Annotated in this window: 9 protein-coding genes; 3 read left to right on the top strand and 6 right to left on the bottom strand. The window is 60.1% G+C overall.

Annotated elements, in window-relative coordinates:
- The 3 genes from ABF979_RS13290 to ABF979_RS13300 form a co-directional block, all read left to right on the top strand.
- The coding region (locus tag ABF979_RS13290; protein WP_415560315.1) for an efflux RND transporter permease subunit at window positions 1-2,036 on the top strand (2,036 nt) is incomplete at its 5' end.
- Entirely contained in the window at window positions 2,036-3,217 is a 1,182-nt protein-coding gene (locus ABF979_RS13295; protein ID WP_086634233.1) for an efflux RND transporter periplasmic adaptor subunit, read from the top strand. The genes ABF979_RS13290 and ABF979_RS13295, both read left to right, overlap by 1 nt.
- Window positions 3,214-4,842 (top strand): efflux transporter outer membrane subunit, encoded by a 1,629-nt coding sequence (locus ABF979_RS13300; protein ID WP_415560317.1) that lies wholly within the window; start codon window positions 3,214-3,216, stop codon window positions 4,840-4,842. Before ABF979_RS13295 ends, ABF979_RS13300 begins: the two co-directional genes overlap by 4 nt.
- A gap of 56 nt (window positions 4,843-4,898) precedes the next feature.
- Here ABF979_RS13300 and ABF979_RS13305 read toward each other — a convergent pair whose 3' ends face one another.
- From ABF979_RS13305 to tsaE, 6 genes are all read right to left on the bottom strand, one after another.
- Window positions 4,899-5,546 carry a GcrA family cell cycle regulator gene (locus ABF979_RS13305; RefSeq protein ID WP_415560319.1) on the bottom strand — a complete coding sequence of 216 codons (648 nt, stop codon included), beginning with the start codon at window positions 5,544-5,546 and terminating at the stop codon, window positions 4,899-4,901.
- Window positions 5,547-5,679: 133 nt separating this feature from the next.
- Entirely contained in the window at window positions 5,680-6,882 is a 1,203-nt protein-coding gene (gene rnd, locus ABF979_RS13310; protein WP_202206233.1) for a ribonuclease D, read from the bottom strand.
- A gap of 86 nt (window positions 6,883-6,968) precedes the next feature.
- A complete protein-coding gene (gene trxA, locus ABF979_RS13315; RefSeq protein WP_007283421.1) occupies window positions 6,969-7,295 on the bottom strand; it encodes a thioredoxin TrxA in 327 nt (108 codons plus the stop codon).
- Between the two features lie 83 nt (window positions 7,296-7,378).
- The gene (addA, locus tag ABF979_RS13320) at window positions 7,379-10,936 is read right to left on the bottom strand and encodes a double-strand break repair helicase AddA (RefSeq protein WP_415560320.1); all 3,558 of its coding nucleotides are present in this window, start codon (window positions 10,934-10,936) and stop codon (window positions 7,379-7,381) included.
- Window positions 10,933-13,968: a double-strand break repair protein AddB gene (gene addB, locus ABF979_RS13325; RefSeq protein ID WP_415560322.1), complete on the bottom strand. Its 3,036-nt coding sequence runs from the start codon at window positions 13,966-13,968 to the stop codon at window positions 10,933-10,935. The genes addA and addB overlap by 4 nt, the downstream gene beginning before the upstream one ends.
- The coding region (gene tsaE, locus ABF979_RS13330) for a tRNA (adenosine(37)-N6)-threonylcarbamoyltransferase complex ATPase subunit type 1 TsaE (RefSeq protein ID WP_415560324.1) at window positions 13,965-14,286 on the bottom strand (322 nt) is incomplete at its 5' end. The genes addB and tsaE, both read right to left, overlap by 4 nt.

Here is a 14,286-nt window from a genome sequence, read left to right on the forward strand (position 1 = left end):
GGGCGGGTCAGTCCATCAATGTGATGACACTGGGTGGTCTGGCTCTGGCCGTTGGTATTCTCGTGGATGACGCCACCGTCATGATCGAGAATATCGATACCCATCTTGAAATGGGCAAGGATCTGGAACTCGCCATCATTGATGCGGCCAACCAGATCGTCATCCCGACCTTCGTTTCCACTACCTGCATCTGCATTGTCTGGCTGCCACTCTTCGAACTGGATGGCGTGTCAGGCTACCTCTTCATGCCAATGGCAGAAGCCATCATCTTCGCCATGATCGCGTCCTTCATCCTGTCTCGTACGCTCGTGCCCACCATGGCCAAGTATCTTCTCGCAGGACAGGTTCATCATGGCGCGCATGGTGAAACCGATCATGGCCACCCCCAACCCAAAGGCTTCTTTGGCCGGTTCCAGGCCGGATTCGAAACCCGCTTCAACCGGTTCCGCGATGGCTATGGCAGCCTGCTGGAGCGCTGCATCAGCCGCCGTGGCGCTTTCGTCGGCATCTTCATGCTGATCTCCATTGCCTCAACCGGACTCTATGCCTTCGCAGGGCGAGACTTCTTCCCTGAAGTGAAATCCGGCACTCTCCAGATGCATATGCGTGCACCTCTGGGAACGCGTATCGAGGTTGCTGGCCGTATCGCTGCCCTCGTGGATGATCGCATTCATCAGGATCTGGCAGGCAAGGTTGAAAGCATCATTTCTGATTGCGGCCTGCCAGAAGGCCCCCACAATCAGGCGTTCATGCCCACACCAAGCGTCGGAACGCAGGACTGCGACCTGACGATTGCCCTGAAAAATGATGCCTCCCCTGTCTGGGACTACCGCAAGCTGCTCCGCAAGGATCTGTCACAGCGTTTCCCCGGCACGGTCTTCACATTCCAGCCTGCTGATCTGACCCAGAAAATCCTGAACTTTGGATCTTCTGCTCCGATTGACGTTCAGATTTCCGGCCCGGATGCCCTGCTGAACTACGATTATGCCCGTCACATCATTGGCAAGATCCGTCAGGTTCCAGGTGCTGCAGACGTCACGATCCAGCAGACCATGTCCACGCCGACGCTGATGGTTAACGGTGATCGGACCTTTGGTCAGGCAACAGGCGTGACGGAAGCCGATATTGCCCAGAACGAACTGTACACGCTGTCGGGCTCAGCCGTTGTGGACCCGCAGTTCTGGCTTGACCCGGAAGACAACGTCACCTTCCCGCTGAACCTTTACACCTCACAGGATCAGATGACGCATCTGAGCGATCTGCTGACCATTCCGGTGGACAAGGGTGAAGGCAACACGGAGAACATCGACCCGCAGCTTCTGGGTGCCGTTGCCAACGTGATCGCAGCCGGAACACCGGGCGAAGTGTCTCACTACAACTCGATGTCCGAGATGGACATTTACGTAAACGTCGAGGGCACGGACATGGGTTCCGTTCTGGACGGCGTGAAAAAGGTATTGGCGGCCGACGCACATAACGTCCCGCGCTCGGCTGAAATTGACGTCCACGGACAAGCCACCACCATGCATGGGGCCTATTCCCAGCTTGTCTTCGGGCTCTGCGTTTCCGTGGTGCTGATCTATCTGCTGATCGTTGTGAACTTCCAGTCTTGGCTTGATCCGTTCATTATCATCACGGCTCTGCCGGGTGCTCTGGGCGGTATTGCCTGGGCTCTGTTCCTGACAAATACGCGTCTGTCCGTTCCGGCTCTCACGGGTGCCATCATGTGCATGGGAACGGCCACGGCCAACTCCATCCTCGTGGTCTCGTTCGCCCGTGAACGCCTCGAAATCCATGGTGACGCCCTCAAGGCAGCACTGGAAGCCGGCTTTGGCCGTATCCGCCCCGTGCTCATGACCGCACTCGCCATGATCGTTGGCATGATCCCGATGGCTATTTCGAACTCTACGAACGCGCCGCTGGGCAAAGCCGTCATCGGCGGCCTGCTGGTCGCAACGATCTCTACGCTGCTCTTTGTCCCCTGCGTTTACGCCATCCTCCACAATCGTTCTTCGCGTCAGAAGGAAACTGTCTAATGGCCAGCTCTCCGAAAATCTTCGCCATTGCGGGAAGCTGCGTTCTCGCGCTTTACGTGGGCTTCATCGTTGTCGAAAAAACCCATGCGGCAACGGAACTGAAGGCTGATACTGAGGCTGGCGCAATCCAGAACGTTGCGGTCGTCACGCCCAAACAGTCACCTGAAAAAGTCGCCCTGACGCTCCCCGGCACGATTGATGCCTGGTATCAGGCGCCGATCTACCCGCAGGTCTCTGGCTACGTGAAGATGTGGTACAAGGACTACGGTGCACACGTGAAGGCTGGCGACGCTCTGGCCGAGATCAATGCCCCTGCCCTTGATGCCCAGTATGCGCAGGCCAAGGCAGATCTGGACTCTGTGATGGCGAAGTACCACCTCGCCACCGTGACGGCCGAGCGCTGGCGCGCCATGGGGCGGTCTCAGTCCGTCTCGGGGCAGTCCGTCTCGGTGTCCAACGCAAACGAACAGTCTGCCCATGCAGAAGTGGATGCAGCACAACGTAACGTCGATCACTTCGAAGCTCTTGAGAAGTTCAAGACCATCGTTGCACCGTTTGATGGCGTCGTGACGGCCCGTAACATCAACGTCGGTGACTACGTCAACAATGGCGGCGGCGGCCTGAACTCAACCGGTGGCGCATCCGAACTCTTCACGGTTGCCGATGTACAGAAGCTGCGTCTGTTCGTGTCCGTACCAGAAACATTCTCCTATGTTCTGCAGCCGGATCTGACCGCAACCATCAGTGTGCCCCAGTATCGTGGCCGCACATTTGAAGCGCATTACCTGACGACATCACGCGGCTTCGATCCGACGACCCGTACGGCCGTGGCCGAGTTTACGCTTGAGAACAAGGATGAAGTCCTGTGGCCGGGCACCTTCGCCTCTGCAGCGCTGAAATCCCACAACGAAGACGCACATCTCTACGAAATCCCGACCAGTGCTCTCGTCTTCGAGGAAAAAGGCATGCAGGTCGCCGTCGTCGATGAAAACAGCCGCGTCCATTATCGCAACGTCACCGTCGGTCGCATGGCCGACACGTCGACCGAAATCCAGAATGGCATTTCCCCGACAGACCGCATCATCTCCAACCCGCCAGCCGATGTGCTGGAAGGCGACAAGGTCAATGTCGTGGAAGGTCAGCGCGGCTATAACCAGTCAGGCTATGGGAAAGACCAATGATCAGCCCCATCCTTCGCCGTTTTTCACTCGCCTGCGGTTCAGCCCTCTCCCTTCTGGGGCTGTCAGCCTGCGATCTCGCCCCGACCTACAAGGCCCCCAGCTTCGTTGTCCCGGCGAGCTGGCAGGGTCAGGCACCGTTCGCTGTCGCCACGCCTGCTGATACGCTCCTTCCGGAAAACTGGTGGATCATGCTGCATGATCCACTCCTGAACGAGCTGGAAGAGCGCGCAACCGCAGACAACGGGGACATTCAGGCAGCGGCAGAGCGCTTCATTCAGGCACGTTCGCTCGTGGCAGCGGCACGGTCCGAACTGCTTCCCCATGCCAGCCTGGAAGCCGGTGCGTCCGACAATAAACAGTCTGCTGACCGTCTGTTCCGCAATGGCGCCACGCTCACGCAAACGGAAGAGGATTACGGCGGCCTCGTGTCCTGGGAGCCGGATTTCTGGTCGTCCATCCGTAACCGCGTTCGGTCCCAGAAGCAGTTTGCCCAGCAACGCGCCGCAGACTTCGCCATGGCGCGCCTGAGCACCCAGGCTGAACTGGCGCGCGATTATATCGAATTGCGCGGCTATGACGCACAGGATGCGATCTACTCACAGTCCATCGCCTTCTATAAGCGGGCTGTCACCATCACGGAAAATCAGGTTCAAAATCAGGCAGCCCCACGTCTGGATCTGGCGCGTGCTCAGGCACAGCTCTACACCACGCAGGCCGCTCAGCTGGATATTCAGGCGGCCCGTCAGGTCACGGAACATGCCATTGCCGTTCTGACCAACTCGTCTCCATCGGCGTTCCATATTCCGCAGGTTCAAACGTTCAGCTTCATCCAGCCAAGCATCCCAACCACCGTGCCTTCCGAACTGCTGCAACGTCGGCCCGACATTGCGTCGGCCGAACGCGAAATGGCGCAGGCCAACCGGGAAATCGGCATTGCCCGTGCTGCATTCTACCCGCATATCGCTTTGAAGCTGGGCGGCGGTTTTGCGTCCAATGGCTTCGATCTTGCCAATCTGGCCAATTCACTCTGGACGTATGGCGCCAGCCTCGACATGCCGCTCTTTGATGGTGGCCTGCGTCGGGCGGAACTCCAGAGAACGTGGTCTGCATACCGAGAAACGCGCGACGAATACCGCATGAAGGTTCTTGAGGCCTTCCGCGAAGTCGAAGATGGTTTGTCCCGGACTGAGCGCCTCTCCAAAGAAAATACCGCCTTGGAGCAGGCCGTCAAAGCCAATCTCGACACCCAGAATATGACCATGACCCTTTATCAAGGTGGCGTTGGCACATACCTGGAAGCGATTTTCAGTCAGGAAAACACACTGGAAAGCCGCATCCATCAGGTGGAGGTCGCGACGCGCCTTTATACGGCAGACGTGGACCTGATCCGCAGTCTGGGTGGCGGGTGGTCCGTCAAGGCACTGCCAACCATGGACCAGACGCTGCCTATCGCGCCGCTCCAGTATGACAATCTGCACCACCCGAAGGCTGTTGGGGATGTCACGGCATCACAGCATCCGGAGCAGTTCGAGAACCTCACGGGCACCGCACCTTCGACGCCCGGCCTCGGCCATGACAGGCAACTTCCCTCCCTGCCAATGGGAGATCTGGCAAACCATCCCTGAACAGACGGATGGCCAGAAATAGCCAATAAAAAAGCCGTCCAAATGGACGGCTTTTTTTAATCGCGACGATCGCGGATTTTGACGTAGGCGATGGCCGCATGTTCCGCACAGTAGGGCTTACCCGGCAGAGGGGTTGCGCCACAGAAATGGAACCCCGGGGTGCCCGGATCACCGATCGGCCAACAGCAGGACGGCCCACGACGCGTCGGACGATCAATGCTGGCTGTAAAACGCGGCGGCGGAGCCGGACGGACCGGCGGCGCCACACGGGGTTCCGGAGCAGGCGGCTTGGCGGGCGCTTCAGCCTTCAGGGGTGGAACCGCAGCTGCGCGTGCAACTGGTGCAACCACAGGACGGGCCGCCACGGTTTCTGCTGCCTTTGCAGGAGCAGCCTTGGGCGCATCCACCTTGGCTGAGGTGGCCTTGGCGTCTACCTTGTCACCCAAAAGGTCAGCAGTTGCTTCGGCAGGTGCCGCAGCCTTCCGGGTGGGGGGCTTGCGCCGTGGCACTTCCGTTGACGGCGTTTCACCATCCTTGACCTTGCGGTTCCGGATGGGTGATGGGCGGGGCGGCAGGCCAAGGCGATGCGCCTTGCCAACAACAGCATTCTTCGTGATGGAAAGCTGGCGGCCGATTTCGGCGGTCGAAAGTCCCTGACTCCACAACTCGCGAAGTCTGGCGATCGTCTCGTCCGTCCAGTCCATATATCGTTCCTCTGTCGCGCATCCGGGCCTGTCTTGGCCCACTATCCTGTTACCCGCCGACCCTTTTTACAGGACCGGAATCTTTTGGGTGACGTTCCTTACCAGAAAGTCATGCCCGCGTCGAAGGTGCTTGTCACGCGTCCGCAGGTTCACCGTCTGGTGCAACCCGCTGAAGCTCAACACATCCCTTTACGACAGCCAGTGCGATCTCGCCACGTACGAGCGCCAGCGCATCCAGCCCAAAAACTTCACGACGCCAGCCCTTGAGAGCACCGACATCTGTCTCACCAAGCGCAATCCGGTCCAGATCTTCGGAAGACGCCACCAGACGCGGCGCAACCTTGTGCATTTCACACTTGGCTGTCTGAAGCACCCTAAGAAGCGCAACCAGTGCTGCTGATGGCCGTCCACGATCAGACTTGGACGGTGGCTTGGGTAGCTCGGATTCTGGAAGATTTTCACCGACACGAACAACTTCCAGAAGCCCCTGCCCCATACGTCCTTCAGCAAAGCCACGCGTTACACCCCGGACACGCGCTAGCGTCTCAACGTTTTCCGGCTTGATCGCAGCAATTTCGAGAAGACTCTCGTCCCGAATAACCCGCTGACGGGGAATATCGGCGTTCTGCGCCTCTTTTTCACGCCATGCTGCTATCTCACGCAGGATACCAAGCATTCTGCGATTATTCGTGCGGGCTTTCAGCTTTTCCCAAAGACGGCGCGGATCAGGGCGGAATGTCTCTTCGGACGTCAGAACAGCCTGTTCCGCATCAGCCCAGCGTAGGCGACCTTCATCTTCAAGCTGCTTGCGAAGCGCAAGATAGACTGTGCGAAGATGCGTCACATCCGCTGCTGCGTAAGCAATCTGCGCCTTCGTCAGCGGACGGGCTGACCAGTCACTGAACCGATGGGCCTTGTCGATCGCATTGCCAGTGATAGCCCCGACCAGGCTGTCATAGCCGACCTGATCGCCAAATCCGGCCACCATCGCAGCGACCTGCGTATCGAACAAAGACTGCGGGAGCCGGTCGAAAATATGAAGGAAAATTTCAAGATCCTGCCGCGCGGCATGAAAGACCTTGATGCATCCGGGCTCATCGAGAAGTTCGCCCAGTGGAGCCAGATCAATGCCCGGTGCCAGCGTATCGATAACGGCGACGTCTTCGGCGCCAGCAAGCTGCACGAGGCAGAGCTCGGGCCAGTAGGTTTTTTCCCGAACGAATTCCGTATCGATGGTAACGAACGGCTCCTGCTTCAGCTTGTTGCAGAGCCGTGCAACCTCTTCACTGGAGGTTACGATGACGGGGGACGGGAAATCAGAGGCTTTCGGACGCATGGCCCGATCCTACACAAAGGAATCGCCTCTGACCACGCCCCCACTGCCCTCTAATGAAGGACAGTGAACAGCGAGTAGCCGTCAGATCAGATGGACTTTTCGATCCAGGCCTTGAGCTGGCTCTTCGGCATCGCACCCATCTGCTGTGCAACCGGCTTGCCGTCCTTGAAGACGATCAGCGTCGGGATGCTGCGAACGCCATACTGCGTCGGGGCTTCCGGGTTGGAGTCGATGTTGACCTTGGCGACCTTCAGGCGGCCCTGATACTCAGCGCCGATTTCCTCGAGCGCCGGAGCAATCATCTTGCACGGACCGCACCATTCTGCCCAGAAATCGACCAGAACCGGACCGTCAGACTTCAGGACGTCTGTTTCAAAGCTGCTATCCGTAACGGCAACCGTATTTGCGCTCATGGACGTGTTCCTTGTGATGAAACGTGTTTCTGTAAACCGATATCGGCTTCTCTGGTCAGGACTGCAAGAGCCTGCCCATTAAATCAAGACGCCTCCAGTACACGATCCAGAAGCTCATCTGGAAGAACCATCACAGAGGGCCCCTCCGTCCAGACCAGCGAGCAGTGAATGGCAGAATCGGGATGCAGTTGCTGGAGAACAGCCCGATAGGCCGCCATCTGCCGCACATAGGCCACGGGTGTGCGCTCAACGCGAATCGGTGGAGTACGGTTCGTTTTGTAATCGCAGATCCAGATTTCTCCGTCCCCGATCCACAGACGATCCACCTGCCCCAGAACCACGCGCCCCTCACTGATGCCCGAAATCGGTTGCTCGGCCCGACTGCCTGCCTGAAACAGAGGTGCGAGATCCGGATGGTGCAGGACGCCCATGACCTGATCCGTCAGACGCTCAACCTCGTTCTCTGTCAGCCCGAGCGCAGGTCTGGAAAGCCAGCGCGTTGCGAGCGCCAGCCGGTCTTCGGAAGGCGTTTCAGGCAGAAGCTGAAGCAGGCGATGGATCATCGTGCCGCGCCGCATGGCCTGTTCCCGAACAGGCTTTGGCCTGCCCGCAAGCAGTTCCAGCGGGGAGCGGGCTGCGGGCACTTCACCAAATTCCGCGCCATCCGGGCGGCTTGGCGCCAGAGGCCGGGTCATGGCGTCTTCTGTGGGTGCGACTTCCGTGCGCCAGTCAGGCGCACGTCCTAGCCAGACCGGCAAGTCCAGCATGGGCGCGACGATCTGCGGCGCGGCATCGGGCGCGGGAGCCACGCTCCGCTCTTCTTCCAGAACCAGACGGTCTCCGTCCCAACCCAGTCCCAGCGGTTCGGATCGCGCATTGGCGAGCATTTCGAACCCGGCCTGACACTGACGATACCAGCTTGTCTCTTCCGGCTGGCGTTTCGTGGAGGCTCCGCAGATCACCAGCCAGTCACTGGCGCGCGTCAGGGCCACGTAGAGCAGACGGTTATTCTCCGCCCGCGCTTTCTCCGCATCGCGAGCAGACAAGGCAATCGTGACATCCGTTCCGGCATCTTTCTTCGGCACCCAGATCGGAAGGTCCAGCCCGGCCGCTTCCTCCCACAGGAAATCGCCACTGGCTGGCGCACGGGACAGCGTATCCGGCATCACGACCAGACGGGCCTGCAATCCCTTCGATCCATGCACGGTCATGACGCGGACAGCCCCGGTTTCGCTTTCCGCTTCGCGCTTGCTGGTGATCTCGCTAGCTTCCAGCCAATGCAGGAACCCCTGAAGCGAAGGGGGATGCAGTCCTTCGTAGCGCAGGGCGGCCGTCAGCAATTCGTCCACCGGTTCAGCCGCTTCCGGCCCGAGACGACGCAGCAATCTTGTGCGCCCACCATGCGGGCCAAGGGCTTCGGCCAGCAGGCGATACGGCGTGGCATAATCCACCCGTGCATAGAGCGCGGACAGCATGGTCCATGCCGCCTGCCACTCCGCACGCTCCCGATGACGTTCCCGCAGGACAGTCCAGAGAGGCTGACCTTTCGGACCAAGGGCGTGGGCGCGACCGTCTTTTGTCGCCAGCGCCATCAGCGAATCATCGCTCAGTCCACCGAGGGGTGAGGTCAGAACCGCCGCCAGCGTCAGGTCGTCCTGTGGCAAAAGCAGTGCAGCACAGAGCGTCATAAGGTCGCGCACGGCTACCTGCTGCGTCAAACCGACGCGCACCAGTGTCGCCACCGGCACATTCCGCGATTTCAGCGCCCGGATCAGGGATCGCAGGAAGGATGAACGGCGCGGCACGAGAATCAGAACATCACCCGCTTTCAAAGGCGCCTGTCCCGGTTGCGGCGAACGGCCAATCTGTTGATCGATCCACCCGGCAAGGGCCTCCGCCAGACGCTGTGGTGCACTGCGCTGGCCGGTATTGGCTTTCGGAGCCTGCCAGGGCGTCAGACCTTCATCATCGTCCTCGCCTTCCAACACCGGAACGAGCGGCCAGAGTTCAACGCGCCCACCCTGCCCCGGACGTGCGGATACATGGGGAAGCAGTGTCTCCTGCCCCCGCTCCAGCAGGCCATGTGCGGCATTCGGTTGGGAAAAGACAGCATCAACGAAAGACAGAACGGGCGTGACGGAGCGGAACGAGACGTTCAGATCCGGATCACGCCACGGCAGACCCGCATTCTGAACCCGGCGCGCAAACTCGGCTCTCCAGCTATGGAACTGTTCAGGATCAGCGCCCTGAAATCCGTAAATGGACTGTTTGTAGTCGCCGACCGCAAACACGGTGCGCGGTCTCGGCCCCTGTTCCCACGCGCCCTCACCGGAGAAGAACTCGGATGTCAGAGCCCCGGCGATCTCCCACTGAAGGCCAGAATTGTCCTGCACCTCATCCAGCAGCAGATGGTCGATACCGCCATCCAGTTTATAGAGCACCCAGGCCGCACCCGGATCTTCCAGCAGGTTCCGCGTTTCCTGAATGAGGTCGTTGTAATCCACTAGTCCACGCGCCGCCTTGCCCTCGCGGAAGCTGGACAGCATTGGTGCGGCAAGAGACAGAAGCGCGCGATTCAGGGAAAGAAGCACGGCGCGCTTGATGCTCTCGGTCAGGTCCAGCAAGCGCTGGCCTTCCTCTTCCAGCAGCGGCACGATGTCAGGAACGGCGTCCTGTGCTTTCTTGCTGATGATGCGGTTCATCTGCCGCACGGTGCCTTTGTCCGTCAGCAGACATTTGCTCCAGACAGGTGCCGAACGGTCTTCTATCTGCGTCCCAAGCCATAGGAGCATCTGCTCCACAGTTGGTTTCGCAGCGGCCGTGACCACGCCGAGCGCCGCCTGAAGTCCGGCCCGCAATTCCGCTTCCTTGCGAGGCTTACAGATCAACCCTTCCAGATCAGACGCCGCCTCCTGCCCGGCTTTCAGGGCGCCCCGATAAGCGCTCAGCACAGCGTCCGGCAGGATCTGCCAGCGGTCCAGCAGGGGACGAACGCGGCTTTCTTCCATGTTCAGGGCGCGGATACGCTGGAAGAACCGATCAATCCCGATGGTCCCTGCCACTTCCGCCACGATTTTCGGAGCCTTGGCGAGCTCGTCTTCCATCGCCTCACGCAAAGCCAGCGTCGTATCCGTATCTTCCATCAGGGTGAAATGCGGATCGACCGAGGCTTCAAGCGGGAAACGACGCAGAAGAGACTGACAGAACGCATGGATCGTCTCGATCCGCAGACCTCCCGGCAGGTCCAGAACTTTCAGGAACAGCGCCCGGGCCGCACGACGTGTCTCGTCCGTATTGGGGACACGTAATTTCTCAAGTTCCCGGCCCAGACGCTCATCCGGGAGCGATACCCATTCGCCGAGCCGGGACTGGAGACGATTGGCCATCTCCGCGGCGGCGGCCTTGGTGTAGGTCAGGCAGAGGATACGGGACGGGTTTGCCCCTTCGACCAACACAATCGACCCATCATCTGCGTCCACTTCAAGGGGCAGCATCAGACGAAGCAAACGATCAATCAGCAGCTTTGTCTTGCCCGATCCAGCAGACGCGGACACGAAGACGGACGCCATTGGGTCAGACGCGGCAAGCTGTGTGCGATCGGCTTCAGCAATGACGTCAGCGCGGTTGCGGGTCTCGCTCATGAGTCGTCTCCTTCCGCATAGGCCGCGCGCCATTCGTCCACCCGTGCCAACTGGGCGTAGTCCGTGTAGCGCGGCACATGCCCGGCCCAGGGCTGGGAGCGATAGGGTTGATCGGGCTGGTCATACTCATCAATGAGGCCGCGTAGTTTTTCCATGGCCTCACCAATCAGGGCAGCCGCATCAAGGCTGGATTTCCGGCTCGGGACTTCGCTCTCTTTCCCCGGATCATCGCCGCCTGTCAGGTGCCAGTACAGAAGCTGTTTCGTTTCGGCAGCCGGAACGCCTTCAAAAGCGCCCTTGGCCAGCAATGCCCCTTCCAGAACAAGCTGAACGGACCATCCACCTTCCACGGCTTTGCCGGTGGGCGGGGAACCGGTCTTGTAATCGAAGATCGTCGCCTTGCCATCTTCATCAACATCAATGCGGTCCGCCCTACCGCGCAGTTCGAACGGTGCACGTGCAGCTTCGATCTTGAAGGACGCAGACACTTCCATATGCCGCGCGATGGCGTATTCCTGTTCTCGACGGGTCCGCTCCTGTATGGCGACCCAGTCTGCAATACGCTCCAGCCTTGGGGCCCACCAACTGACCAGCGCAGGTCGCATATTGGCCTTGGCCAGTTCTTCCGCGAAGGCACGCTTCAAGGAGGCGGCCACATTCTGCGGCCAACGATCCGGATAGTCCTTGAGAACGCGATCCATAGCCTCATGTACGATCATGCCGAAATCCGCATGTTCCGCACCTTCTTCAAGTGGCTTGAGCGCCTTCAGCTTCAAAATATGCTTGGCGTAAATGGCATACGGGTCCTGCATCCACGTCTCGATCTCCGTGATGCTCAGACGCCGCGGGCGCAACGCGACTGGTGGCCTTGGCTCTGGAGGCGCTACCGTTTCCGCACCATCCAGCGGTTGATCCATCGCCTTTTGCCATTCGAGCGCGGGATGCACAGGCAGTTTCTGCCCTCGCCCGCCCAGGAACGCTTCCATTCGCACCATCCAGCGGGCAGGCACACCCGGTGCACCATCCCGACGGGCAGAACTGGAAAACACAACCTCCCCAGCGGCCAGCACCGTTGAGACGAAATCATGAGCGCTAATGCCGATCTGACGCTCGGGAGACGGGAGACCAACGCGCGTTCGCATAGGTCGGCTTAGCCATGGCCCCGGATCAGTCGCGGGCGGCCAGACCGTTTCGTTCAGTCCCCCCAGAACAACCACATCGAACGCCAACAGACGCGCTTCGAGCACACCGAGAATGGTGACACGTGGATGGGCCAGTTCCACACCACCCCGATGCGCGCGCAGGCCCGTCAGCATCTGCCCGGCCATGGAGGTGTTCAGGAAGGAATCCAGATGCGCCAACCTTTGCGGTGGCAGGATGCCGGTATGCTGGATTAGAGCGGCCAAGTGACGGGACAGAGCTTCACCATCGTCCCCCATCCAGAGACGCCCGCCCGGATGCAGTCCTTCTTCGGGCTCTGCGGTCAGTTCTGTTTCAGTAGCGGCCAGAGCTTCTGCTGTACGGATCAGGGCTTCCAGCAATTCAGGAAGCGGAACCGCGCCGGACAGACCGAGCAGAGGCTCGAAAGCCACTTCAATCCGCGCGATGAACGCGGCTGGCCCTTCCGGCTCATCAGGAGCATCCGCGCTTGCCCCATTGTCCGGATCACGCTGGTTCTGGATATACGTCTCAAGCGCCGCTTTAAGACCTGCGATACCGGGTGCAGGAGCGGGTCCACGCAGCAACAGACGCTCCAGCCGACGGGCCGAGGCGTGACAGTTACCGGGTGTCCGACCAAGAGACGCTAAAGGGTGCTTCAGAGCAGAAAGCAGAGCCACCGGAGAAAGCTGGGCCTCGGCTGCCGTGGCGACTAGGCGCAGGAACACGGCGGCTGGCGTCTGCGCCAGAGGCTCACCGGCACTGTCATCAGCATAAATCCCGAACCGCAGAAGCTCGGTCCCGACGCGCTGGGCAAGGCTACGATCTGGCGTCACAAGCGCACAGGTCTGGCCGGGGACGGACACCACATTCCGAAGGATCAGCGCGATGGACTGCGCTTCCTGCTGCTGATCCTGTGCAGGCAGCAGAGACAGGCCAGAAATATTACGCGGGTTCAGATCCCGCCCCCAAGCCGTAATCCCCTGTTCCGGCAGCATGACGCCACGCATCAAGCGCTCTCTGGCCCGGTCCCTGCCGCCGTCCCAATCCGTCAGATTGTCGCGTGTCAGACCCAGATCCGCAAGAATTTCCTTGAGACCTGCCTGTGGGTGTGACGCAGGAAGCGCGTCCCACATTGCCTGAGGCAGGTCCAGATCAACCCCCGGCAGAATCACCAGTCCGGCTGGTAACGTCGCCACCGCCGCCAGCACATCTGAAACCGCTGCGGACCCATCTGCGAACCCGACCGCCCAGACAGGCGTGTGGGGCGGAACATGCTGCCACGCCGCCGCCTGCGCTTTCAGACGCGCGACCTGACGGGAAACGGGGTTCGACAGACCTTCTTCTTCCAGCCATTTCGGCCAGATCGTCGTGACGATTTCCAGAAATTTCAGCGTCTGCTGCCAGTGTTCTGAAAAGCGTTCCTCCACAGCATCCGGCAGGCTTTCCGCCAGATCAACACCACTGCGCTCGGCCTCATCCATCAGATCCGCCAGCGCCTTGGCGAGAGGCCATGCCCGGTCGATACCCTTGGTCTTGTCCACCCCGACACTGACGATGGGCGTTTGCAGGATCAGCATGGATAGAACAGCCAACCGCCTCTGCGGCTCGACCGCCGGAGGCAAAGAGACATCAATCCCTATGGAGGCAAGCGCCTCCTCATCCACATCATTGATCGCAACGATGCGGGGTAGAAGGGATGCCTTGCCATCCAGCACGCGTAGAAATGCTTCCATCAACGCACGACCGGCACGACGGCTCGGCACGAGCAGCAGGCCCGGACCGTCCGTTCCGGCAGCGGGGTCCTGTTTCAGCCATTCATGAGCGACCCGATCCAGAAACGGTTCGGTACCGGCAATCGTCACCACGGTCATAGCGCAATCCCGCTCAAGCGCTCGTCCGGCCAGCCGGTCAGATCTGCAAGACGTTCGTCTTCTGTCGCACCCGAGGTGAGCATCAGATGCAGTGCATTGGCAGGGAGGAGATCTTCGGCGCGCTCTGGCCATTCCACCAGCATGATGCCTTCACAGGCTTCATCCCAGGCCAGTTCATACAGCGCATCTGGCCCATCCAGCCGCCATAGATCATAGTGAAAAACCGGCCCGGCGGAGGTGTCGTAAGGCTGAACCAGCGCAAAACTTGGGCTCGGGACTTCCATCGTAGCATCGCCTGCCAGAAACCGTAGAAAGGCC

The organism is Gluconobacter sp., from assembly GCF_047723935.1.
Lineage (GTDB): Bacteria > Pseudomonadota > Alphaproteobacteria > Acetobacterales > Acetobacteraceae > Gluconobacter.